Origin of the sequence: Anaeromusa acidaminophila DSM 3853 (assembly GCF_000374545.1) — a bacterium.
GTDB classification, from domain to species: Bacteria; Bacillota; Negativicutes; order Anaeromusales; family Anaeromusaceae; genus Anaeromusa; species Anaeromusa acidaminophila.
Window position 1 is genome coordinate 1 of record NZ_KB894604.1, and the last position, 23,520, is coordinate 23,520.

Consider the following 23,520-nt stretch of genomic DNA (forward strand, 5'->3'; position numbering starts at 1 on the left):
GGGGAATACTGAAGCGCGAGATGTACTATGGCCGGAAATTTACCAGTAGAATGGAATTGATACATGCAATCCGCAGCTATATCCACTACTACAACTTTGACCGATTACAACGAAAGCTGGGCGTTATGACACCTTATGAATACCACGAACACTACAGCGCTGCATAAGAAAAACAGCTCATCCAAACGGATGAGCTGTAAAGGAACTCTTTATATTGTTTGATTGTCCTATTGACGGGGAGCACACCATTTGCGGGTCCTTTTTTATTTTATAAGCTCTAATTTTGGATTTGGCCGTAATTGGCGGCCAAATTTGGCGCATTCTTCATTGTTGACCATGACAATATCGGCAGTGAAATTAATATTTTCCTTTTCAAAAAGGCTGCTGCCCACAGCATACACATCGACAGGAGTCTTTTCGCGTTCGAATTGTTGGATTCGTTCAGAATTGAAACCGCCTGAAACGACTATCTTTACATGGGAGAATCCTTCGTCATCTAAGGCGCGGCGCACATTACGAACCAATTGCGGACAAACGCCGGTGGGTTTAAAGGTGCTCATATAAGGAATTACAGAAGCATCCACAAGGGCGTCTGACGTATCCAAGCGTACGCCCCATAAGGAGTCGCCCAAGGCACGGGCTATGGTTAGACTTGTTTCTACGCAATTGTTGTCAAAATCAACTAGGGCTACGCGGTTGACTTGAGGATCAATATGTTTGTGGAAAGCGTTTGTTGCGCGCAAGGTATCGCCACCGTATGTGGCGATTAAGGCATGAGGAATGGTGCCAATGGCGTCGTCATAACCATATTGTGCGTTAGCAATGGTGGAGACGCCTTGAGCGCCGCCGATATAAGCGGCATACCCGTCTACTTCTTGTACGCTGTAGTGATCGAAACGAGAGGGGAAGAAGAGTACGGGTTTATTGTTGGCGACTCGGACTACTTCGCGAACATGCGTGGCAATTTTACTTTGGCGGGCCAACACTCCAAGGTAAACAGTTTCGAGATGTGAAAAATCGGCTAGGTCGCCTTCAATTGTCAATACGGTTTCCCAAGGGGACAACTCGTCGCCGTCATGTAGCGCATGTAAAACTAATGATTCAGGATGGTAAGCACAGCGCTGTATGATGGCTAATGCTTCGTCAATACCGCATAAAATTGCATTTTTGCGTTGGAAAATTTGCATCATAACGCGGGGGTGATATCCGTCTTTTCGCAGAATATCACTAGTTTTAATGAAATATGTATCACTAAAGTACCCGTTGCGGATCTTTTCTACCGGAATGTCAAAGCATTCGGGAGATCGGCGTTGTGTCATTCCTAAGCCTCCTAGCCTACCCTTTACAAATTTTACAGGGGAACATCGGCCGCGATTGCGTTTACCAGAATCAATCTGACTGCCTGCTCCTTAACATACAATAAATATGATACAATAAACATAAATGTTTTGGCAATCCTCTATTCATAGAGGAAACTGCTACAATCTATGATTTAGTTGCATAGGTGATAACACAAGTTCTTTAAAGGAGGAACTATTCGCATATGGCATATAATCTGCGATCCTTATCTGTAGTGTCATTGGCAGAAGCCAAGCGTCAATTAGAGCAGATCGGCTGTGATCCGGTTGGCGTTGCTTTGATGACGGAAAAAATGCTTTTGCCGGTATTGAAACTAGAAGGCTTATCAACAAAAGCGGCTAATTTGCTCAAACAGACCTTTTTGGCTAAAGGCGGTGATGTGGCGGTTTCCAGAGGTACTGCTGACTTATCGGAGGAGTGCACTGATGTCTTGGTGTTTGCTACGGTTAAGCAGTACCGTATGGCTTTGGCGCAGCTAAAACAACAGCCGTGGGGTTTGCCTCGTGTGGCGGTGGCCATGGAACAGGCGTTGAAGGCGTATTTGCAGCCAAGCTATCAGCGGGACTATGCGTGGCAAGACGGGAAACGCTTAGTCTTAAAAGAAAACAAAACTCTTGTGATGGGGATTTTGAATGTAACGCCAGATTCTTTTTCCGATGGAGGGAGATATTTTTCAGCGGAAGCGGCAATAGAGCAGGCGCAACGGTTAGTGGAAGAGGGCGCTGATATTATTGACCTGGGTGCGGAATCAACAAGGCCTTATGGAGGAAATCAGGAGATATCCGCCGAAATAGAGCTAAGTCGCATGTTGCCGGTACTAGAACCTTTGGTTAAGCAAATTTCTGTGCCGATATCTATTGATACGTATAAAGCGGAGGTGGCGGAAGCGGCGTTGCAAGCGGGAGCGCATATTATTAATGACGTGTGGGGCCTGCAAAGAGATGCTGCCATGGCCGCCGTCGCAGCTCGCTATGATGTTCCTGTGGTCGTTATGCATAATCAAAAAGAAGCAGCCTATGCCGGAGATATAATGGGCGGCATTTGCGATTTTTTACGGCGTAGCTTGGAACTTGCGGCAGCAGCCGGTGTTAGAGAAGAAAATGTCTGGATTGATCCGGGGATTGGCTTTGCTAAGAATTGCGAGCAAAATTTGGAGGTGATGTCTCGGCTAGGCGAATTGAAAGCACTGGGGTGCCCGATTCTCCTGGGTACATCGCGCAAGCGTTTTATCGGCGAGGTGCTGGGGGGGCTGGCAGTGGATGACCGGGTTGAAGGGACGGCTGCCACAGTGGCTTGGGGCATTGCGCAAGGCGTTCAAATCGTTCGCGTTCATGACGTGAAGGCTATGGCGAGAATAACCAAAATGATCAATGCTATGCAGAAGAGAGGATGAAGGTTATGACAAAAATTACGTTGAAAAACATGATGGTGTATGGATTCCATGGAGTATTTGAATATGAAAGAGAACAAGGGCAACGTTTTTATCTGGATGTTATTATGAATGTGGATCCTTCGGCGGCGGAAAAATCTGATGAAGTGGGAGCAGCAGTAGATTATACCTCGGTATATGCATTGGTGCGACGTGAAGTGGAACAGAAACGCTTTTTGTTGCTAGAGGCGTTGGGAACACATCTTGCAGAATTGCTATTGAACGAGTGGATTACTATTAATGAAGTAACTGTGGCAATTCGTAAGCCTGCTGTACCGTTGCCAGGGCAAATTGATTATGTAGAAGTAGAAGTATCAAGAAGGCGGTGAGTTTTTGATACTATTGTCCATCGGTTCCAATCAGGGGGACCGGTTGGCGTTGTTTGCGCAGGCAGCGGCGCTTCTAGCCGAAAAAGGAGTAAAAATTATTGAAGCGTCCTCGGTATATGAAACAGATCCCTTTGGGTTTCTTGAGCAGCCTCCGTTTTTAAATGCCGTGTTAGAGGTGGAAACAACAGCCGTTCCAGAACAACTGTTGGCTATTTGTTTGGCGGTGGAAACGGCTCTTGGCCGTAAGCGGGCGGTACGGTGGGGGCCGCGAACGTTAGATCTGGATATTTTGTATATTTCTAACGTGTATTGTACGGACGAACATTTGACCTTGCCTCACCCGGGGCTGTTTCAACGGGCGTTTGTGCTTGTGCCGCTATGGGAACTTTTAAAAGAACGCCTGCCGGAAGATCTTGTGACGGTGCCGAAACGCTTGGCAGAATTACAGGCGGATATACAAGGCGTGCGATGGTATGCGCCGTTTCCATTGCCTCAGAAAAGAACAGAATAAACGCGGTCGCCATGCAAGATTTGAATGGAATTTGCTAGGTTATCGCAGTGAGAAACCATTTCTTTTGAGTGGTTTCTTTTTTCATTCCCTTGACCGTGCGGGGAAATGCGGCTTATAATAAAGGTCAATTGAGCGACCCCTTTGGCCGCGAAGGAAGGGATTTAGGTGGAAGATGCTTGGTATCTCGCTCTTTTGCAAACTGCTCCGGCATGGCGGGATCGTGTAGTCGTTAAATTGATGGCCCAGAAAGGTCGCGCTCGGCAAGCCTGGAAAGCAAGCAAGCGCGATTTGCTTTTGTCCGGCTTCTTTGCGGCGGAAGAGGCGGCAGCGTTTTTGCGTTTTCGAGAGAAAATAGATGTGGAAGCCGTTTTTCAGGCATGGAAACAGCAGGGAATTTCCTGCTTATCCTTGTCTTCGCCAGAGTATCCGACCTTATTACAGCAAATTCACCATCCGCCCCGGATCCTTTTTATAAAAGGAAGCCTAACGCATTTGCCGAAACGCATTGTAGCGATTGTTGGAAGTCGTAAGGCATCGCCTTATGGAAAAAATGTGGCGGAAAGGCTGGGCGAGGACTTAGCGTTGTCAGGTATTGCGGTTGTCAGCGGTGCAGCGCGGGGCATTGACTCGGCAGCGCATCGCGGCTGTTTGCAACAAAATGGCGTAACAATTGCAGTTTTGGGCTGCGGCATTGATGTAGTATATCCCCCTGAGAATAGAGGCCTTTTAGAAGAAATTGTCGCGACCGGCGGTTGTGTAATGAGCGAATACGCTCCCGGGACGCAGCCTAGACCGAAGTTTTTCCCGGCGCGTAACCGCATTATTGCCGGCTTGGCGCAAGCGACTATTGTCGTGGAAGCCCATGAAAAGAGCGGAGCTTTAATTACTGCTGATATGGCATTGGAAGAGGGGCGAGAGGTTCTCGCTGTGCCGGGGAGTATTTTTTCACCCGGAAGCAAAGGACCGCATCATTTGTTGAGACAGGGTGCTGCCTTAGTAGAAAATGGAGTCGATGTATTGCAGGCTTGCGGTTGGGACGACGCAGGCGCTAAGAACGTTATGCAGGGAACTCTTTTAGATAGTGAAGACGAAAAAAAGGTTTGGAATTTGCTTTCTACCGGCAATCTGCGGCATATTGATGAATTAGCCGCCATAGGAGAGCTAGAGTGGACGCAGTTGCAATATACATTGCTTTGTCTGGAATTAAAAGGACTGGTTCGTAAAGAAGGCCATCGATATGGCCGAACTGCCAAGGAGGTAATTTGGTGAAAAAAACGTTGGTGGTAGTGGAATCGCCAGCCAAAGCGAAAACAATTGAAAAGTTTTTGGGGAAAAAATATACAGTGAAAGCCTCTATGGGGCATTTGCGGGATTTGCCCAAAAGCCAATTTGGCATTGACGTGGAACAAGATTTTGAACCAAGATATATTAATATACGCGGCAAGGGCGATATTATCAAAGAATTGAAAAATGCCGCCAAGCAAGCGGACGCTATTTATCTTGCATCTGATATGGATCGGGAAGGGGAAGCTATTGCCTGGCATCTGGCGCAGTTGCTAAAGGTGCCTGTAGATTCTTCTTGCCGGATTGAATTTAATGAAATTACGAAACCTGCGATTCAACAGGCGTTAAAGCATCCGCGTTCTATCTTTTTGCCGCGGGTGGATGCGCAGCAAACCAGACGGCTTTTGGACCGCATGGTGGGATATAAATTGAGCCCCTTGCTTTGGCGCAAAGTTCGCAAAGGTTTGAGCGCCGGCCGAGTTCAGTCTGTGGCGGTAAACTTGATTTGCGAAAGGGAACGGGAGATAGAACAGTTTGTTTCGGAAGAGTACTGGACTCTGGCGGCCAAACTTCGTGACAAACCCAGGGGAGCCTTGTTTGAGGCGCAGGTAATATCCAAAGAAGGAAAAAAACTGGCGCTTACAAATGAAGCGGAGACTATGGCGGCGACCAAAGAACTAGAAGCAGCAGCCTTTATGGTGTCTTCCAAAAAAGAAAAGGAACGTCGGCGCAATCCGGCAGCTCCCTTTACTACGAGCAGCTTGCAACAGGAAGCTGCCCGCAAGTTGGGTTTTACGACTCGTAAAACCATGTCAGTGGCTCAGCAGTTGTATGAAGGATTGCCTGTGGGAGGAAAAGGGCCTGTGGGTCTGATTACGTATATGCGTACGGATTCGACGCGTATTGCAGAATCTGCCCAGGAAGAGGCTAGGACAGTAATTTCCTCTCGTTATGGCGAGGCGTACTTGCCGCCTAAAGCTCCTGTGTACAGTACGAAAAAAATGGCGCAAGATGCACATGAAGCGATTCGCCCTACTCATGTAGAGTTGACTCCTTTAGAAGTGGAATCGTATCTTAGCAAGGAACAATGGCGCTTGTACAAGTTGATTTGGGAGCGCTTTGTCGCTAGCCAGATGAACGCCGCTCTTTATGAAACGGTTAGTGTGGAGTTGACGGCCGGGGCATATCTTTTGCGTGCTAACGGCTCCATTTTGAAGTTTGCCGGCTTTATGATTCTCTATACAGAGGGGATGGACGAGGGCAAAGAAGAAAAAGATGTGCGTCTTCCTGACTTGGAGCCAGGACAAGAAGTGAAGCTTCATAAAATGCAGCCTAAACAGCATTTTACAGAACCGCCGCCAAGGTATACGGAAGCTACGTTGGTTAAAACATTGGAAGAAAAAGGAATTGGACGACCGAGTACGTATGCGCCGATTATTGACACGATTTTGCAGCGGGGCTATGTGGCTAAAGCGGAAAAGAAGTTTTATCCTACGGAACTGGGCAATTTAGTGTTGGATTTACTAAAAGAATACTTTAAAGACATTGTTGACGTAAAATTTACGGCATCCCTTGAAGGGCAGTTAGACGCTATTGCCGAGGGGCGGGAAACGCGCTTGGCGGTACTGCGTGATTTCTACGATACTTTTTCGGTTCACTTGGCGAAGGCGGAAGAAGAAATTGGTCAAGTAGAATTGCCTGTAGAGGTTTCAGACGAAATTTGCGAGCGTTGCGGTCGCAACATGGTAGTGAAGCAGGGGCGTTATGGAAAATTTCTTGCTTGTCCCGGCTTTCCAGAGTGTCGCAACGCTAAACCAATCATTAAAGATACGGGAATTCCTTGCCCTAAGTGTCAAGCGAAAATTATTGAGCGTCGCACAAAACGGGGAAAAGTATTTTACGGCTGTCAACGCTATCCAGAGTGCGACTTTGTTAGTTGGGACGCTCCTTTAGCGGAGACTTGTCAGGTTTGCGGTCATTTTATGGTGCGGCATGCTTTCCGTAACGGGCGGAGCAATGTTCGCTGTGGTGACGAAAATTGCAGCAGCCGCGCAGCGGAGAAAGCTGAGGGAAAAGAGAAGGCCTCGAAGGAGAAGCAGGAATGAAAGAAGTTGTAGTAATTGGCGCTGGCCTAGCTGGAAGCGAGGCCGCTTGGCAAATTGCACAGGCAGGCGTTCGGGTGCGGTTGTATGAAATGAGACCGTCTGTGCCCAGCCCGGCTCACAGCACGCCTTGGTTTGCGGAACTTGTTTGCAGCAATTCTTTGCGTGCGGCAGCTGTGGAAAATGCAGTGGGACTGCTAAAGGAGGAAATGCGTCAACTGAATTCTTTGATTTTGCAGCAAGCTGATGCTTGGCGCCTGCCTGCTGGCGGAGCGCTGGCTGTAGACCGAGAGGGATTCAGCCGCAGCATTACCGAAGCGATTCGACAGCATCCTTTAATTACAGTGGTTGAAGAGGAAGTCAAGACGTTACCTGTACAGGCGGAGGTGGCGGTAATAGCTTCAGGGCCGTTGACGGCTCCGGCTTTGTCCGAAGAAATCCAGCGGTTTGCTGGCGCGGAGTCATTATATTTTTATGATGCGGCAGCGCCGATTGTGCAGGCGGATTCTTTGAATATGGAAAAAATTTACCGGGCATCTCGCTATGATAAGGGAGATGCGGATTATCTGAATTGCCCTATGGAAAAAGAGGAGTACGAGGCGTTTTGGCAGGCCCTGACCCAGGCGGAAACAGCTCCTGTGCGCGAGTTTGAGAAAACAATCTTTTTTGAAGGTTGTATGCCTGTAGAGGCTATGGCGGCTAGAGGCATAGATACGTTGCGTTTTGGACCACTCAAGCCGGTTGGACTGCCGCGGCCTGACACGGGGCGCATTCCATATGCGGTAGTGCAGCTGCGTCAGGACAATATTGCAGGCACTCTATACAATCTGGTGGGTTTTCAAACACATTTGCGTTGGCCGGAGCAAGAACGGGTCTTTCGAATGATTCCCGGTCTGGAGCAGGCCCAGTTTGTGCGCTTTGGCGTCATGCATCGCAATACTTTTATTAATTCGCCTAAAGTTCTTTTGCCAACAATGCAGGCTAAAGAACGTCCCAATTGGTTATTTGCCGGTCAGTTGACTGGCGTTGAAGGCTATGTAGAATCAGCGGCGGCCGGACTTGTGGCAGGAATTAATGCAGCCCGATTGGTTAAAGGGAAGGAGCCGCTGCAATTTCCGAGGGAGTCAGCACATGGCGCCTTGTGCCATTATATTACTCACGCGGAAAGCAAGCATTTCCAACCGATGAATATTAATTTTGGTTTATTGCCTCCGTTAGAAGAAAGAATTCGGGATAAAAAAATCAAAAACCAGCAAATTGCACAACGTGCTTTAATTTGCATTAAAAAATTAAAAGAAAAATATGACAATATTCTTGCGTGAAACGCTTAGCTGTGCTACTATGAATTAACGTTAGATATCTGTAACATAGACCGTATGGGCAGGTTGCTGCAAAGAACAGTTTGCTGCAAGGTAAGTTGTGTTGCGATAGCGCTTTCGTAAATTTACTGAATTTTTCCTGGAGGTCTTTTAGGCGAAGGAAAGAAGCATCTCCATGTAGAATGAAAGTAAATGTAAAACCGAAAAGCGAAACGGTAAATATGTATTATGTATAAATGGAAGGGAAGGGATTGACTCATGGGATCCTTGTTAGAACGGACTCGTAAAATCAACAAACTACTGCAAAAGTCGGAAAAAGTGGATTACTTTGATATGTCTCAGGTTTTAAGCTCGGTTTTAAAAGCCAATGTGTATATTGTCAGCCGTGAAGGCGGCGTGCTCGGGTATGCACTGATGGACGATTTTGAATGTGAAGTAATGCGAGATAAAGTTCTTTCACAACGACAGTTCCCGGAAACATATGTGGAATGGTTGCTGCGGGTGAATGAAACTTCACCGAATTTGAGTCTGGAAAAAGGCTTGTGCTCTTTTAATCAAGCAACAGAATGTATGTTTTCTGGAAAATATACCACGGTTATTCCTATTTATGGCGTTGGCGAGCGGATTGGCACCTTGATTGTCGCTAAGTTTGAAGTGACTTTTGAAGATGACGACTTGGTGCTTGGCGAATATGGCTCAACAGTTGTCGGGATGGAAATGCTGCGTGACCGTAGCGAAAAAATTGAAGATGAGGCAAGAAAAAAAGCAACCGTACAGGTCGCGTTGGGAACTCTTTCTTATTCGGAATTGGAAGCGGTTATGCATATTCTTAACGAGCTTGAAGGAAATGAAGGCTTATTAGTTGCCAGCAAGATAGCTGATCGCGTTGGTATCACCCGCTCGGTTATTGTCAATGCTTTACGGAAATTCGAAAGTGCTGGCGTTATTGAATCTAAGTCGCTGGGTATGAAGGGGACTTATATCAAAGTGTTGAATGATCTTTTGATCGACGAATTGAAAAAACTGAAAAAATAATGTGACTTGCAGTGACGCAGGGAGAACTTGTTGTCGCTAAAGCCTCCCTCTTCTGTGAGGGAGGCTTTTATTGTGAAATCAATACATGTGGCCTGGTTTCTCCAAGATAAGGATAGGACTTATGGTGCAAAAAAGGAAAAATTTGTCCAGATTTGCAGTAATAGCAAGGGTTTTTTGAAATTATGTCGAACTGGAAATAAGTATTGTTTTGCGATTGATCAAGTAGTCACAAGTGGAAATTTGAAAACCGCAGAGCGGCGGTTCGGCAAGGAGGAACTTCTACGTGTTGGAGGCTATTATTTCGCCCCGACGGGTGGCGATTATGGAAGGGGCTTTACAAGCGGCCAGCACGCGGCAACGCGTGATCAGCAACAATGTGGCCAATGTAAATACGCCCGGGTTTAAAAAAAGCGATGTAGTGTTTGAGTCCTTGTTACGAGATCAGCTTGGAGATGGTAAACGGTTGCAAATGTCGCGTACCAACGAAAAGCATTATCCTCAGGCGACCGGTGCCGTTCCGAAAGCCCAAGTGCAAGTTCAAAAGGATACGTCCATTCGCATTGATGGGAATAACGTAGATATTGATGCGGAAATGGCCGGTATGGCAAAAAACAGTATTTACTATCAAGCGGTAGCCCTGGATATCGGACGCTATTTTACTTCACTTAAAAGTGTGATTAAGGGAGGAGCAAGCTAAGTTATGAGTTTGTTTTCGGCAATTGATGCGGCGGGATCAGGCTTGACGGCAGAACGGCTGCGGATGGATGTGATTTCCAATAACTTGGCTAATGTCAATTCCACCCGTACAGTTGCAGGCGGTCCTTATCGTCGGCAAGTGGTTGTTTTTGCGCCAAGAGAAGGAGAACAGTCCTTTGGCAGGGTGTTGCAAAAAGAAATGGGAAGCAATACGGAAGGTGTGCGTGCTGTTGGAATTACAGAAGACGCTAGTCCTTTTCGAACCGTTTATGAACCGCAACATCCGGATGCAGATGCAAATGGCTATGTCCGAATGCCTAACGTGAATGTTGTTGCGGAAATGGTGGATATGATTACAGCCACCAGGGCATACGAAGCAAATGCAACTTCGATTAATACTGCAAAAACTATGATGACCAAGGCTTTGGAAATCGGTAAATAAGTGTTTTGAATACATAGAAACTCGAGCGTGGCAAAGTGCTGCAGTGAATTTTTTTATTGGGAAAAGAGGTGTGAAGATGCGAATTGAACCCATATCGCTGGTAAAAGCTCCACTGGCTTTAACGGAAGCGGCAAAGCCGCAGGCGGCTGCTATTGACGGAGAGTCCTTTCAACAGTTTTTTACTAATGCGCTAGGAGAAGTAAATAAATTACAGCTTAATTCACAAAGTCTGTCGGTAAAAATGGCTGCCGGAGAGATTCAGGATCTTTCTGAAGTCACAGTTGCCGCTGAAAAAGCCAATGTAGCCTTGCAACTGACTATGCAAATTCGGAACAAGGCTCTTGACGCGTATCAAGAAGTCATGCGCATGACGGTATAATAGTCGCAGCAGCATGAAAAACATTCCAACGTGGAGATTATGAGAGGATGGAATTCATGGCAGACTGGAAGGAACAGGTGCTGCGGTTTTGGCGAAACATGGAACGGAGACAACGGCTAATCCTTATAGGCGTGGGCGTATTGACGCTTGTTGCCGTACTTGGAGTTAGCTATTGGGTGGGAAGCCGCCCAGACTTAGTGCCTCTTTATACTGGCTTAGAAGCTAAAGATGCAGGCGCTATTCGGGAAAAATTAAAAGAATTGAAAATTCCTCACGAAGTAGGCGGCGACGGTACTGTTATTTTGGTTTCTTCCAAAGACGTATACCGAGTCCGCTTGGATTTGGCGAGCCAAGGGTTGCCAAGAGGGAACAAGGGCTTTGAAATTTTTGACCAAAGTAAATTTGGCACTACAGAATTTCAAAACAAAGTAAATTTATTACAGGCATTACAAGGAGAGTTGACGCGGACCATTGAACAATTGGCAGAAGTAGAAAAGGCTCGAGTTCATATTGTAATGCCTGAAGACAGCTTGTATAAGAAGAATGAAAAGCCGGCGACTGCCTCTATTATGTTGAAACTCAAGCCCCAAACTGAATTATCAAAAGAGCAAATTAAAGGGATTGTCAATTTGGTGGCGCACAGCATTCAAGGTTTAAAACCGGAGAATGTTACTGTTGTGGATTCTATGGCTCGAGTACTGAATGAACCGCCGGAGCAACCCGGAGGTATTGGCTCAGGCTCTCTAACGCAGGTGGAACTGACTAAGAAAATGCAGGAAGAAATGCAAAAGAACCTGCAGAGTCTGTTGGATCAAGTTCTTGGACCAGGCAAGGCGGCTGCGCGTGTAAATCTGGAATTGACATTTGATCAGAGAACTGTGGATAAGCAGACCTTTGAGCCTGTCGTAGACGACAAAGGAATTGTGCGAAGCTCTCAAGATGTAAGCGAGAACTACAAAGGTACGTCTACAACGCCCGGCGGTCCGGCTGGAACTCCTAGCAATATACCGGGGTATGTAACAACAAATCCTAATTCACAGTCTAACTATGAAAAGAAAGAGGCTGTGAGAAATTATGAGATCAATGAAACTAAGGAAAAAGTAGTAGCGGCTCCGGGATCAATCCGACGTTTGGCAGTAGCGGTCCTTGTAGACGATTCGGTTACGCCGCTACAGCAAGACAGCCTGTCGAGAACTGTTTCTTCTGCAGTGGGAATTAACCCGACCCGAGGAGATGTTTTGTCAGTAGAACGTCTGCCCTTCAGTACGGAGCTGGCGGACAAGCAAAGACAGGAAGAAGAAGATTTCAAACGCCAACAGGCGCAGGCCATGTGGATGAAAATTGCCTTGGTGCTGCTGTTGGCAGGAACATTGTTTGCAATTATTCGTTTATACTTGAAACGGAAACAGCGTGAACGTGAAATGGAAGAAATGCAACAGATGCTGGCAATGGATGAAGTTGCTGATCTGGCAGGCGCCGAGGCGGAATTATCGCCAGAAGAACGGCGACGCCAAGAACAGCGTCAGGCGATCGAACAGATGGCGAAATCGCGCCCGGAAGATATCGCACAAATGCTCAAAGCGTGGTTGACAGACGAGTAAAAGGTCGCCGGGAGGGAATAATGTATGTATGGTCAAAATGAGTTAACGCCGAAACAAAAAGCGGCCATTCTGTTGATTTCGTTGGGTCCTGAAGTATCTTCCCAGGTTTTTCGTCATTTGCGGGAAGAAGAAATTGAAAAACTAACGCTGGAAATTGCTAGCCAGCGCAAAGTTACGCAGGAACAAAAAGAAAAAGTGTTAGATGAATTTCATGCACTGCTAGTGGCAAAGGAATATATTTCCGCCGGAGGTCTTGAGTATGCAAGAGAAGTGCTGGAAAAGGCATTAGGTTCGGAAAAAGCCGTTTCGATTATCAACCGGCTGACGTCGAGTCTGCAAATTCGTCCGTTTGACTTTGCGCGAAAGACGGATCCATCACAGCTTTTAAACTTTATTCAAAATGAGCATCCCCAAACGATTGCCCTGGTGATGGCTTATTTGACGCCGGAGCAATCTGCTGCGATTATTTCTAATTTGCCAGCGGATCGGCAAGTGGAAGTTTCTAAAAGAATTGCATTGATGGACCGGACGTCGCCGGATGTGTTGAAGGATGTCGAACGGGTTTTAGAACGGAAGCTATCTTCATTGGCTACCCAGGACTTTACTACTGCCGGCGGCGTTGATACGATTGTGGAAATGCTGAACCGTGTAGACCGTACGACTGAACGCACAATCATTGAAAATCTGGAAGTGCAAAATCCGGAACTGGCAGAAGAAATTAAACGTAAAATGTTTGTCTTTGAAGATATTGTTATGCTGGATGATCGGTCGCTGCAAATGGTCTTGCGTGAAATCGATCAGAAGGATTTGGCCTTGGCGCTTAAGGCTTCGTCAGGCGAAGTGGGTGAAAAAATCTACAAGAACATGTCGAAAAGGGCTTCTGAAATGTTGCGCGAAGAAATTGAGTATATGGGACCGGTACGTATTCGCGATGTAGAAGAATCACAGCAAAAAATTGTAAATGTCATCCGACGCTTAGAAGAGTCGGGAGAAATCATAGTATCTCGCGGCAAAGGAGACGAGGTCATTGCATAGAATCATCAAATCGCCGCCCTTGCAAGGGGAGCTGGTAGTGATTCAGAACAAGCCTCCGGCAGTCCTTCAGCATGAAGATAAAAATGAGGAAAAATTTGACACTCGAAGTGTAGATGAAATTGCTCAAGAGAGAGCGAATGTAATTTTAACGGAAGCGCAGCGTCAGGCTGAAGCTCTCGTGAGAACGGCTCAATTAGATGCTGCCCGCATTAAAGGCGAGGCGGAATCGTTATATGGACAGGCTAAAGAGCAGGGACATCGTGAAGGTTTTGAAGAAGGATTAGCTCAGGGACGACAGGCTGCGGAAAAAGAAATGAAGCTGGCTGTGGAACAGGCGGTGCAAAATGCCAATCGCTTAATTCGTGCAGCAGAGCAACAGCAGGTAGAGTTTCTTGTAGATGCAGAACGTCAAGTGGTGGATTTGGTATTGGATTGTGTACGTAAAGTCTTGGCGCGAGAGGTAGCGGAAAATCCACTGGTTGTGTTGCCCATTGTAACTGCTGCGATTAGTAAAGTGAAAGATCAGGATGCCATTCAAATTCGGGTGCATCCTGATGATTATGAAACCGTTTTGATGGCGCGGCGTGATTTGCAACTCTTGATTGGTCGAGAGGAAGGCTTGCGTATTAGTGCGGATCATACAGTGTCTCCAGGCGGTTGTATTGTAGAGACGACGGCTGGAACGGTGGATGCAAGAATGGAAACTCAAATGGAAATGCTGCAACAGGCGTTGAAAGAAGTGATGCCATGATGAAGGACGCATTTTCAGGCGATGTTTATTTTCAGGCTATCAGGCAGTGCGAAAGCATGCGGCGAAGTGGGCGAGTCACTCAGATTGTGGGGTTGGTCATTGAATCGCAAGGGCCTAATGTCAATTTGGGCGATTTGTGTTATGTAAGTAGTCGTGGAGGCGCTCAAGCGATTCCAGCGGAGGTAGTCGGATTTCGCCAAAATCGAGTGCTGTTAATGCCGATTGCAGAGATGGAAGGAATTGGACCTGGATGCGAGGTGATTTCCGCTCAAGGGACCTTGAAAGTGACAGTAGGTCAAGGTTTATTGGGACGCATTCTTGATGGAATGGGGCGTCCTATGGATGGCAAAGGCCCCCTTGTTTCCAGTCGTGAATATCCGTTAAATGCATTACCTCCGCCGCCGCTTACAAGAAGGCGGATTGAAGAACCTCTTTCCGTAGGCGTTCGAGCAATTGATGCGCTGCTTACTTTAGGCAAGGGACAGCGTGTGGGAATCATGGCGGGTAGTGGCGTTGGAAAAAGTACGCTCTTAGGTATGATGGCTAGAAATACCGAGGCAGATATCAGTGTCATTGCCTTAATCGGCGAACGTGGCCGTGAGGTGCGTGAATTTATTGAACGCGATTTAGGGGAAGAAGGCTTGAAACGATCGGTAGTGGTAGTAGCTACTTCGGATCAGCCCGCATTGGTGCGAATTAAAGGAGCTTTGACAGCGACGGCTATTGCGGAATATTTCCGAGACCAAGGGCGCGATGTGATGTTCATGATGGATTCAGTAACGCGTTTTGCTATGGCGCAGCGTGAAGTAGGTCTTACTGTTGGAGAACCGCCAGCGACCAGAGGCTATACTCCCTCTGTTTTTGCGATGCTTCCGAAACTGTTGGAACGTTCTGGAACAGGGGCTAATGGTTCCATTACCGGAATCTATACGGTTTTAGTTGACGGCGATGATATGAATGAACCCATCGCCGACGCTGTACGCAGCATTCTTGACGGACATATCGTGCTTTCACGCAGTATTGCAGCGCAAAATCACTATCCGGCCATTGATATTCTAAATAGCGTAAGCCGGGTTATGACCGAAGTTGTAACCAAAGAGCAGCGTATGGCCGCTCAGTGCCTTCGCTCGTTGATGGCAACCCATCGCGATGCAGCGGATCTGATTAATATTGGCGCGTATGTTCAAGGAAGCAACCCGGAGATTGATCAAGCAATTGAACGCATAGGCGCTATTCGAAAGTTTCTGCAGCAGGATGTATATGAACAAACTACTTTATCTGATGCGGTAATGCAATTGATGCAGCTTGTAGAAGGGTGTTGAGATTAAGAAGGAGCCTGGACTATGAAACGCTTTCATTTCCGTCTTGAAGTGCTGTTAGGAGTGCGCCGCCGGAAATGTGATGAAGTTAAACTAGAATTAGCGGAAGCCACACGTAGGGTGCAAGAGACGGTAGATGCCCTCCAAAAGCTTTGGAAAGAGCGAAGTGAAGCGAGAACGTGGTTTGCGGCTCAGCAAAGCAAAGGACTGTTGAATGCAGCTATACTGCCTTTATACGATGCGTGCCAAATACGATCCTACAACCGTGAAAAAGAGCTTATTGCCGAAAAGGAAGCGAGGGAACTAGCGCGCCAAAACTGTCTGCTGAAACTGGAAGAAGCGGTTAAACATTTGAAAGCGGTAGAATCGCTGAAGGAAACGCAGTATCAACAATATTTGCATGAGTCGTTGATGGAAGAACAAAAGGTTTTAGATGAAATTGGTATGCAGTTATATTTGCGGGAAGAAGGAGAGTGATAGGGAATGGTGATTCAAAGCATTCAAGAAATTACAGGGCGGATCGCTGCCATTGAAGCCAAATTCGGCCGTATGGGAAACATGCTTACTGCCAAAAATGCTTCTTTGTCAGGGCAACCTGCTTCTTTTACGGATGAATTGCAGCAGCAAGTCCGAGGCAAGTCTTCTTCTACGCTTGCAAGTACAACAGGAACTGCTCTCTCTCAGCAGGGAGATTCCATACGGCAAATGGTTAGCTCCAGTGCAAAAAGGCAAGGTGTAGATCCGAGGCTTGCTATGGCCGTGGCTAAGGCGGAATCTAATTTTGACTCCCAAGCGGTTTCAGACGTTGGCGCACAAGGCATCATGCAGCTGATGCCGGACACAGCGAGGGCGTTAGGCGTTAACCCGCAAGATACCAGAGAGAATATTGAAGGCGGCGTGACGTATTTGCGGCAAATGCTGCAGCATTTTCAAGGCGACCCTGCCAAAGCGGTTGCGGCATATAATGCAGGTCCTGGAGCGGTGGAAGCATACGGAGGCGTTCCTCCTTATGGCGAAACACAGGAATATGTGAAAAGAGTATTAAAGTTCATGGAAAATGAGAACGAAATATAATTAGGTGGATAAGGATGGTTTCGCAGTATGGCAGCAGGTAAAACAGATGTAAGACAAAATAAGAATAAATCCCAGGATGCAAAGAACGCAACTGTGGAAGCACCAGTAGAGAAAAAGTCGCGCATCATTTTCCTGCTGAAGCTTGGGGTCGCGCTGCTTTTGGTCGTTTTGCTTGTTCTTTTAGGCTTTGGAGTAGGAGTATATTTCAAGCTAATCGACTTGGAAGATCTGGGAAAACAATACGGTTTGGCCAATGTACCGGGCATCGGACGGTATTTTGAACAGCCGGCAACCAACTTTGAACCGGTGGAATTGCCTGAAAGTGTAACCGCGCCTGCGCTGCCTGTTGTGCAACCGCCTGCGGATCCTGCCTTAGTGCCGCCTCAACCCAAGACGGTGCCGTTGACAGAAGCGGAAAAGGAAAAAATGCTTAAAAAGCAGCAGCAAGAGGAGAGCAAACGTATTGGTCGTTTGGCTCGCTTGTATGGCGGCATGAAGCCGGATGAAGCTGTAGGCATTTTGAACCGTCTGGATGATACGGAAGTTTTGGCGATTATGGGCAAAATGGAAGAAGAACAAGTATCTAAAATTTTACCTCTCTTTGATTCCAGCCGTGCCGCACGATTGACGCAAAGTATGATGCGGCCTGCAAAACTGGAATAGTTGCAGCAAGGGGTGCCAACAGCATGAAGAAACAAAAAATGTATTTAATGAGTATATTGTAGAAAGGAGGTGAAAGAGATGGGAATAAATACGCTTATCAATTCCTTGCCGGGAGGCGCTTCGAATGCGAATGCGGTTACTGCGACGCAGGGGCAAGTAAATCCTAATGCCGCTATCAAAGGATTATCAAAGACTAATCGTACTGATAAAACAGGTGCGGCAACGGGAACTGATTCATTTTCTACTTGCTTGGGAAGCTCTTTAGCGGTAGAAAAGGGACAACAAGCAGGAATTGAAACGGTTGCCACGGAAGCCAAAGATTTGGATGCGGCAGAAGCCGCTTTATTGGCATCGCTGGTACCAGGAACCGTGTCAACAATGCAAACTATCAATGAAGACCTGGCTGCCCTGCCAAGTAGCGTGGATGTTGGAACTCAGAAAGCTTGGCTGAATGAAATTTTTTCGGCGGTGAAGGAGCAAAAGCAAACGTCGGAATTGACTGGCTGGCTTCAACAGTGGGTAGGCGATGATGCGAGCAAACAAAATTTCCTACAGCAATTGCAGGGGATGCTGCAGAAAACGGCTGTTGTGGAAACACCTCCGTTGCATTTGAGAGAAGCGTTAGCTGAAGTTATGCAAAACAGTATTGGAAATGCGACAGAAGCGGTAGAACAGAAAGTGCAAGCGCCAACAGTGGCCGCTCCAGTACAAACGGCTGCTTTGCAGTCACAAACGGAAATGTCGGAGGCTCCAGTAACTGCTTCGACGGAGCAAACATTGGAAAATAAGGCAACAAAACCAGAAACCCAGCCCGACGCTTTACAAGTAAGACAAAAGGTAAGCGAGGCGGCAGAACCGCAAAAAATGGCACAGTCGCAGGCCGATCCGGTGGTAAGCCTTTCGGAGGCGCCTACCTTGTATCAACCGCAAGGACGTATTATTAGTAATGAATCTCAAGCGGTAAAGGGGCAAACTAGCGACGAGCAAGGTCCTCAAGAACAAAAGATGGATTCTGCAGCAGCAACTAACTATGGCGTCCGTCGTGCAGCCTCAGGGAATACCGATTCGGCGGCTGCATTTGCCGGACAAGCTTTTAGTGAAGGGGCATCACAAAAAACAGTGCCAGTAAAGGTTGATTCTCAAGCGGAAACGGATTTTCAACCGATACAGGCGGCGCTTTTACAGAACACTGCGTCGAAACCGCAAACAGAAGCAACTGCTGCAACCAGCGCAGCGTCAACAGCGGTAGCTGATCCTCATGGAGTTTTCGATCAAATGGTAGCCCAAGCACGTATGATTCGACTGCCTGATAGTACAGAGATGGTGATTCGCTTGAGGCCGGAACATTTGGGAGACTTGGTTCTAAAGGTGGCCGTAGATGCAGCTGGGACTGTAAACGCTACGTTCCACAGCTCGAACGCAGAGGTGAGAGCCGTATTGGAAGCTAACTTGCAGCAATTCCGGCAGGAAATGCAACAGCAGGGAGTTCGGGTGCAAGGAGCCGCCGTATATGCCGGATTGGGAGACGCGTTGCCGCAACAGCAGCAAGGCCAACAAGGAAAGTCGCCGCAGGGGAAAAATAACGCTATAACAGCGGAAGAAAAGCTAGAGCCAGTGGAATTGTCACTGGACACAGGTGATGCAGCGGTTGATTACCGGATTTAAAAAGTAAAAGCGTTTGGCGTGAAGGAGGACGGTTTGCATGCAGTCACCTAAAGTTGTTTTTTCAAAGCAACTTGTCACGCCGTCACCTCTTAGATCTTTTAATGAATCTGCAGGAATGGCAACAAAGAAGGCGACCGGAGCCGCCGATTCCTTTGAAACAGTACTGCAGGGGCAAATGCAGGAATTGCATTTTTCACAGCATGCGCAACAACGCTTGGCGCAACGGGGCATTGAATTAAGTTCTACGCAAACGCAGCGTCTGCAAAGTGCCGTACAGGATGCGGCGCAAAAAGGCGGACGAGAAGCATTGGTGCTTGTGGACTCGCTTGCCTTTGTCGTCAGCGTGCGTAATAAAACTGTGATCACTGCCATGGAAGGCGACGGTGTTAAAAGTCATGTTTTTACCAATATTGACAGTGCCGTAATTGCTTGAAACTGCCTAGGAGCTGGACCGAATTGGAAGCTCTTGAACCGCGGAATGATGGAAGCGGTTGTATAAAATTCGGATGTCTTTTGTAAAAACTGGCTAATTTGGAACGGTGATGGTAAAATTAGCTGCAGGGAGGAACTCCTCCCTGCAGCCCAATGTAAGGGGAGAAATGCAATGATCAAGGTGACTCGTTTGAAAGCAAAAGATGAATTTGTTTTAAATGCCGAACTGATTGAAATGATTGAAGAAACCCCAGATACGGTGGTAACTCTGACGAACGGAAAAAAATTGCTTGTGGAAGAATCTATGGAAGAATTGGTACGTAAAGTAATGCAATATCGTCGGGCCATATTCAATAATTTTCGTTAACGATTGAAAACAAGCGGGCTTAACCGCTGTACATATGTAAATGAAATTAAATATTTTATAAGATATGCCAAAATTTGAAGGAGGTGTAGCAATGGCTGATGGAGAAAAGAAGAAGATGCCGCTAATGCTGATTGTAGTCATGATCGTGGTGGGGTTGGCATTAGCCGGAGGAATTTCATACTTTATTGCCTCTAAAATTGTTGCTGATAAGTCTGGCACTAAATTGGAGCAACGCGAACCAGGAACTTTTGTGAAGTTAGGCGACCCTAAAGACGGCCAATTGGTTGTTAACATAGGCGGACCTAGCAGCGGACGTTATTTGAAAATAGGCCTTGTTTTGGAAATGAAACCCTTAAAGGAAGAGAAAAAGGATAAAAACGCTTTATCTCCTCAAGAGGTGAAGATACAAGACACGGTATTGTATGTGCTGCGGTCGCAAAAAGTAGAAGACTTTGATCCCTCAAAACAAGAAAACCTCAAAGAGCTTATTAAACGTGAAGTGAATAAGTCGTTGGGAGAAGAGCGGGTTTATGAAGTATATATCACAAACTTTATTTTGCAATAATAACGTGGTAAGATGCAACCAAGGGAGGGAGCGCGTTGGCCGGGCCTGATGTATTATCCCAGTCCGAAATTGATGAGTTGCTAAATGCGCTTTCGGCAGGAGAAGTATCTGCGGAAGACATAAAAGGCGAACAGGAACAACGCAAAATCAAGGTCTATGATTTTAAGCGGCCGGATAAGTTTTCGAAGGATCAGATTCGTACGCTGTATATGCTACATGAGAACTTCGCTAGGTTTTTCAACACCTACTTATCGGCTAACTTGAGAGCACTGGTGCATATTAACGTAGCCTCAGTGGACCAAATGACCTATGAAGAATTTGTTCGTTCTTTGCCTAATCCCAGCGTTATCGGTATTTTCCAAATGCGTCCTTTAAAAGGGAATGTTATTTTGGAAATGAATCCCAATATAGTGTTTGCCGTAATTGACCGGTTGTTCGGCGGTATAGGTTTGCCTTTGTCCAAACCGCGTGCATTGACAGACATTGAAGAGTCGATTGTTCGCCGGGTTATGAGTAAAGCGCTTGATTCTCTGCAAGATGCTTGGAAACAGGTGCTGGTTGTGGATCCTAAATTGGAGATGATTGAAACCAATCCCCAGTTTACCCAAATTGTGCCGCCGAATGATATGGTAGTGCTTATTACGTTGCAATGTAAAATCGGACAGGCCGAAGGATTAGTCAATATCTGTATTCCTTATTTAGTACTGGAACCTATTATGTCGAAGCTAACCACTACTTTTTGGGTAGCTTCATCCATGAGCAAGCAGTCGTTGCCAGAGCATGTGAGCGCTATACAGCAAAAGTTGGAAAAGGCGCGTATACCTCTTGTTGTCGAAATGGGGCGTACGCAGATTAATGTATATGATCTGCTTGGTTTGTCTCAAGGAGATGTGTTGCGGCTGGATAGCCAGGTTGAGCATGAGTTGAAAATTACAGTTGGCCACCGGGAGAAATTTTTATGCAAACCAGGTTTAGTTAACCGGAAGATGGCCGTACAGATTACGAAAATACTAAATGAAGGAGATACGGAAAATGAGTGAGAGCTTTCTCAGTCAAGAGGAGCTTGACGCCTTGCTAAAAGGTGAAGCAGCGCCGGCAGCAGCAAGCGGCGAGGTTCTTTCTGATGTAGAGCATGATGCTCTAGGCGAGATTGGCAATATTTCTATGGGCAGCGCAGCAACAACATTGTCGATTTTATTAGGTAAGCGCGTGTCCATTACGACTCCTAAAGTAGGGGTTTCTTCTCTGATGGAAATCCAGAATGCTTGCCCGTTGCCTTTTCTTGTCGTAGAGGTAGGCTATACCCATGGCGTTCATGGGACTAATTTGTTAGCGATTAAAGAATCGGATGCGTTAATTATTGCGGATCTGATGATGGGGAATGATGGCACTAATCCTCCTACGGAATTAAATGAGTTGTATATGAGCGCGGTAGGGGAAGCTATGAACCAAATGATGGGCTCAGTGGCTACTTCGATGTCAACTATGTTTAAACAAAAAGTCGATATTTCACCGCCGAAAGCAAATTTGATCCATTTTGCTACCCATGAGCCGTTGACGTCAGCGCTTACTGCTACAGAAAATGTGGTGAGGGTAGCTTTCCGTATGGAAGTGGAAGATTTAATTGACAGTGAAATTATGCAGATTTTACCGGTAGAGGTGGCTAAGACGCTGGTTAAAAATCTCATGGGAGATATTGCTAGCCAACAGACTGCAGCGCCTGCTACACCGGCTCAACCAGCCGCAGCAGCGCCCGCAGCTGCGCAGTCGGCTCCTCCGATTGCCGCTGCACCAGCACCCGCGGCGGCAATGCCTCCGCAACAGGGCTATTATGCGCCGCCGCAGCCTAGCTATCAACAGCCTCAAGTTCCAGTGCAGGCAGTACAATTTTCACCGCTCGTACCAGGGCAGATGGCAGCTGTTGACGGAAATATTGGTTTGATTTTGGATGTACCGTTGCAGGTGACGGTGGAATTAGGACGAACCAAAAAATTGATTCGCGAAATCTTGGAATTAAGCCCCGGTTCGGTTTTGGAGCTGGATAAGCTAGCTGGTGAACCGGTGGATGTTTTAGTAAACGGCAAATTGCTAGCCAAAGGAGAAGTCGTGGTTATCGACGAAAACTTTGGAGTTCGCATAACCGATATTGTAAGCCCGATAGAACGGGCCAGTAGCTTGCAATAATAAAATCAAGAATGATATAAGGAGAGATGGCAATGGCAATACGAGTTTTGATTGTGGATGACGCTGCGTTCATGCGGATGATGATCAAGGATATTCTTTCTAAAAATGGTTATGAGGTAGTCGGCGAAGCGGAAAACGGACAGAAAGCAGTAGAGAAATTTCAGGAATTGAAACCCGACTTGACTACGATGGATATTACGATGCCGGAAATGGATGGGATTACTGCGGTAAAAGAAATTAAAAAAATTGACGCCAATGCTAAGGTAATCATGTGTAGCGCCATGGGGCAGCAGGCTATGGTTATTGAAGCCATCCAATGCGGCGCACGGGACTTCATTGTTAAGCCGTTCCAGCCGGATCGTGTATTGGAAGCGGTCCGTAAAGTCATTGGATAAGACTATGGGACGGTTTCTGACGGCATTAACAGTAGGAGTGGCGGCGGCTGTCTGGCAGACGGCCGCTTTAGCTGTAGAATCAGGAAATGAGTACTTAAAGTATCAAGAGCCAGTTTCTAACAGCGGCGGCCTTTCTTGGCTTTCTTCTTTCGCATATGTGTTTTCCTTACTGTTCACCTTTGCGGTAGTGCTCTTCTTGGCTTATGTGGCATCTCGCTTTTTAGGACGACGCTTAGGCCATTTAGGAGTGCAAGGAAGTCGCAAGCAACAAATATTGCAAGTAATTCCTTTGGGGCAACAAGGCGCTATTCAGGTAGTGGAAGTAGGCGGGCGTATTCTGGTTTTGGGGATTACGTCCCAACAAATCCAATTATTATTGGAGATTACGGATCCCCAAGAAATAGACCGTATTCGTTCTCAACAGGACGCGTTGTTGCAAGATGAATTATTTAGTGAGATTCCTTTAAACAACATGCTGACGAATTCGTTGCAGCGTTTAGATGCATTGAAAAACAAATTCCCGCGTGTGTTTGATCAATCCCGAAAATAAGTAAGAAAGAGGTAGCGGAGTGGATTATAAAAAA

The 23,520-nt window shown here is 46.7% G+C and carries 27 protein-coding genes; 26 read left to right on the forward strand and 1 reads right to left on the reverse strand.

What is annotated here, in order from left to right; all coding sequences use genetic code 11:
• The first annotated feature begins 8 nt into the window (after positions 1 to 8).
• A complete protein-coding gene (locus C508_RS20940; RefSeq protein WP_422664641.1) occupies positions 9 to 167 on the forward strand; it encodes an IS3 family transposase in 159 nt (52 codons plus the stop codon).
• A gap of 96 nt (positions 168 to 263) precedes the next feature.
• Here C508_RS20940 and C508_RS0114320 read toward each other — a convergent pair whose 3' ends face one another.
• The gene (locus C508_RS0114320) at positions 264 to 1,319 is read right to left on the reverse strand and encodes a nicotinate phosphoribosyltransferase (RefSeq protein WP_018704260.1); all 1,056 of its coding nucleotides are present in this window, start codon (positions 1,317 to 1,319) and stop codon (positions 264 to 266) included.
• A gap of 224 nt (positions 1,320 to 1,543) precedes the next feature.
• Here C508_RS0114320 and folP point away from each other — a divergent pair, with 224 nt between their 5' ends.
• The 25 genes from folP to C508_RS18820 all read left to right on the forward strand — a co-directional run bounded on the left by folP (position 1,544) and on the right by C508_RS18820 (position 23,486).
• Positions 1,544 to 2,752 (forward strand): dihydropteroate synthase, encoded by a 1,209-nt coding sequence (folP, locus tag C508_RS0114325; RefSeq protein WP_018704261.1) that lies wholly within the window; start codon positions 1,544 to 1,546, stop codon positions 2,750 to 2,752.
• A 5-nt stretch (positions 2,753 to 2,757) separates the two neighbouring features.
• Positions 2,758 to 3,117 carry a dihydroneopterin aldolase gene (gene folB, locus C508_RS0114330; RefSeq protein ID WP_018704262.1) on the forward strand — a complete coding sequence of 120 codons (360 nt, stop codon included), beginning with the start codon at positions 2,758 to 2,760 and terminating at the stop codon, positions 3,115 to 3,117.
• A 4-nt stretch (positions 3,118 to 3,121) separates the two neighbouring features.
• On the forward strand, positions 3,122 to 3,628 hold the full coding sequence (gene folK / locus C508_RS0114335; RefSeq protein ID WP_026319552.1) for a 2-amino-4-hydroxy-6-hydroxymethyldihydropteridine diphosphokinase: 507 nt from the start codon (positions 3,122 to 3,124) through the stop codon (positions 3,626 to 3,628).
• Positions 3,629 to 3,793: 165 nt separating this feature from the next.
• On the forward strand, positions 3,794 to 4,897 hold the full coding sequence (gene dprA, locus C508_RS0114340) for a DNA-processing protein DprA (RefSeq protein ID WP_018704264.1): 1,104 nt from the start codon (positions 3,794 to 3,796) through the stop codon (positions 4,895 to 4,897).
• Positions 4,894 to 7,017 carry a type I DNA topoisomerase gene (gene topA / locus C508_RS0114345; RefSeq protein WP_018704265.1) on the forward strand — a complete coding sequence of 708 codons (2,124 nt, stop codon included), beginning with the start codon at positions 4,894 to 4,896 and terminating at the stop codon, positions 7,015 to 7,017. The genes dprA and topA overlap by 4 nt, the downstream gene beginning before the upstream one ends.
• The gene (gene trmFO, locus C508_RS0114350; RefSeq protein WP_018704266.1) at positions 7,014 to 8,336 is read left to right on the forward strand and encodes a methylenetetrahydrofolate--tRNA-(uracil(54)-C(5))-methyltransferase (FADH(2)-oxidizing) TrmFO; all 1,323 of its coding nucleotides are present in this window, start codon (positions 7,014 to 7,016) and stop codon (positions 8,334 to 8,336) included. The genes topA and trmFO overlap by 4 nt, the downstream gene beginning before the upstream one ends.
• Positions 8,337 to 8,591: 255 nt before the next feature.
• Positions 8,592 to 9,368 carry a GTP-sensing pleiotropic transcriptional regulator CodY gene (gene codY, locus C508_RS0114355; protein ID WP_018704267.1) on the forward strand — a complete coding sequence of 259 codons (777 nt, stop codon included), beginning with the start codon at positions 8,592 to 8,594 and terminating at the stop codon, positions 9,366 to 9,368.
• 283 nt (positions 9,369 to 9,651) lie between these two features.
• Positions 9,652 to 10,065, forward strand: a complete 414-nt coding sequence (gene flgB, locus C508_RS0114360; protein ID WP_018704268.1) for a flagellar basal body rod protein FlgB — start codon at positions 9,652 to 9,654, stop codon at positions 10,063 to 10,065.
• Between the two features lie 3 nt (positions 10,066 to 10,068).
• Positions 10,069 to 10,506, forward strand: a complete 438-nt coding sequence (gene flgC / locus C508_RS0114365; protein WP_018704269.1) for a flagellar basal body rod protein FlgC — start codon at positions 10,069 to 10,071, stop codon at positions 10,504 to 10,506.
• A gap of 76 nt (positions 10,507 to 10,582) precedes the next feature.
• Complete coding sequence (gene fliE, locus C508_RS0114370) at positions 10,583 to 10,885, forward strand: flagellar hook-basal body complex protein FliE (RefSeq protein WP_018704270.1); 303 nt, start codon at positions 10,583 to 10,585, stop codon at positions 10,883 to 10,885.
• A 56-nt stretch (positions 10,886 to 10,941) separates the two neighbouring features.
• A complete protein-coding gene (gene fliF, locus C508_RS0114375; protein ID WP_026319555.1) occupies positions 10,942 to 12,486 on the forward strand; it encodes a flagellar basal-body MS-ring/collar protein FliF in 1,545 nt (514 codons plus the stop codon).
• A gap of 24 nt (positions 12,487 to 12,510) precedes the next feature.
• Complete coding sequence (gene fliG, locus C508_RS0114380; RefSeq protein WP_018704272.1) at positions 12,511 to 13,521, forward strand: flagellar motor switch protein FliG; 1,011 nt, start codon at positions 12,511 to 12,513, stop codon at positions 13,519 to 13,521.
• Complete coding sequence (locus tag C508_RS18810; RefSeq protein WP_018704273.1) at positions 13,514 to 14,272, forward strand: FliH/SctL family protein; 759 nt, start codon at positions 13,514 to 13,516, stop codon at positions 14,270 to 14,272. Before fliG ends, C508_RS18810 begins: the two co-directional genes overlap by 8 nt.
• A complete protein-coding gene (gene fliI / locus C508_RS0114390; RefSeq protein WP_018704274.1) occupies positions 14,269 to 15,594 on the forward strand; it encodes a flagellar protein export ATPase FliI in 1,326 nt (441 codons plus the stop codon). The genes C508_RS18810 and fliI overlap by 4 nt, the downstream gene beginning before the upstream one ends.
• A 21-nt stretch (positions 15,595 to 15,615) precedes the next feature.
• A complete protein-coding gene (locus C508_RS0114395; RefSeq protein ID WP_018704275.1) occupies positions 15,616 to 16,068 on the forward strand; it encodes a flagellar export protein FliJ in 453 nt (150 codons plus the stop codon).
• Positions 16,069 to 16,074: 6 nt separating this feature from the next.
• Positions 16,075 to 16,665: a lytic transglycosylase domain-containing protein gene (locus C508_RS0114400; protein ID WP_018704276.1), complete on the forward strand. Its 591-nt coding sequence runs from the start codon at positions 16,075 to 16,077 to the stop codon at positions 16,663 to 16,665.
• Between the two features lie 27 nt (positions 16,666 to 16,692).
• Positions 16,693 to 17,328: a MotE family protein gene (locus C508_RS18815; RefSeq protein ID WP_018704277.1), complete on the forward strand. Its 636-nt coding sequence runs from the start codon at positions 16,693 to 16,695 to the stop codon at positions 17,326 to 17,328.
• A 78-nt stretch (positions 17,329 to 17,406) separates the two neighbouring features.
• Entirely contained in the window at positions 17,407 to 18,993 is a 1,587-nt protein-coding gene (locus C508_RS0114410; RefSeq protein WP_018704278.1) for a flagellar hook-length control protein FliK, read from the forward strand.
• Between the two features lie 37 nt (positions 18,994 to 19,030).
• Positions 19,031 to 19,426 (forward strand): TIGR02530 family flagellar biosynthesis protein, encoded by a 396-nt coding sequence (locus C508_RS0114415; protein ID WP_018704279.1) that lies wholly within the window; start codon positions 19,031 to 19,033, stop codon positions 19,424 to 19,426.
• A 171-nt stretch (positions 19,427 to 19,597) separates the two neighbouring features.
• On the forward strand, positions 19,598 to 19,792 hold the full coding sequence (locus C508_RS0114420) for a flagellar FlbD family protein (protein WP_018704280.1): 195 nt from the start codon (positions 19,598 to 19,600) through the stop codon (positions 19,790 to 19,792).
• Positions 19,793 to 19,883: 91 nt separating this feature from the next.
• Positions 19,884 to 20,357 carry a flagellar basal body-associated FliL family protein gene (locus tag C508_RS0114425; RefSeq protein ID WP_018704281.1) on the forward strand — a complete coding sequence of 158 codons (474 nt, stop codon included), beginning with the start codon at positions 19,884 to 19,886 and terminating at the stop codon, positions 20,355 to 20,357.
• A gap of 35 nt (positions 20,358 to 20,392) precedes the next feature.
• On the forward strand, positions 20,393 to 21,397 hold the full coding sequence (fliM, locus tag C508_RS0114430; protein ID WP_018704282.1) for a flagellar motor switch protein FliM: 1,005 nt from the start codon (positions 20,393 to 20,395) through the stop codon (positions 21,395 to 21,397).
• Positions 21,390 to 22,541, forward strand: coding sequence for a flagellar motor switch phosphatase FliY (fliY, locus tag C508_RS0114435; protein WP_018704283.1), 1,152 nt, complete (start codon positions 21,390 to 21,392; stop codon positions 22,539 to 22,541). Before fliM ends, fliY begins: the two co-directional genes overlap by 8 nt.
• A 32-nt stretch (positions 22,542 to 22,573) precedes the next feature.
• The gene (locus C508_RS0114440; RefSeq protein WP_018704284.1) at positions 22,574 to 22,936 is read left to right on the forward strand and encodes a response regulator; all 363 of its coding nucleotides are present in this window, start codon (positions 22,574 to 22,576) and stop codon (positions 22,934 to 22,936) included.
• Positions 22,937 to 22,940: 4 nt separating this feature from the next.
• The gene (locus tag C508_RS18820) at positions 22,941 to 23,486 is read left to right on the forward strand and encodes a FliO/MopB family protein (RefSeq protein WP_018704285.1); all 546 of its coding nucleotides are present in this window, start codon (positions 22,941 to 22,943) and stop codon (positions 23,484 to 23,486) included.
• Positions 23,487 to 23,520 lie beyond the last annotated feature (34 nt).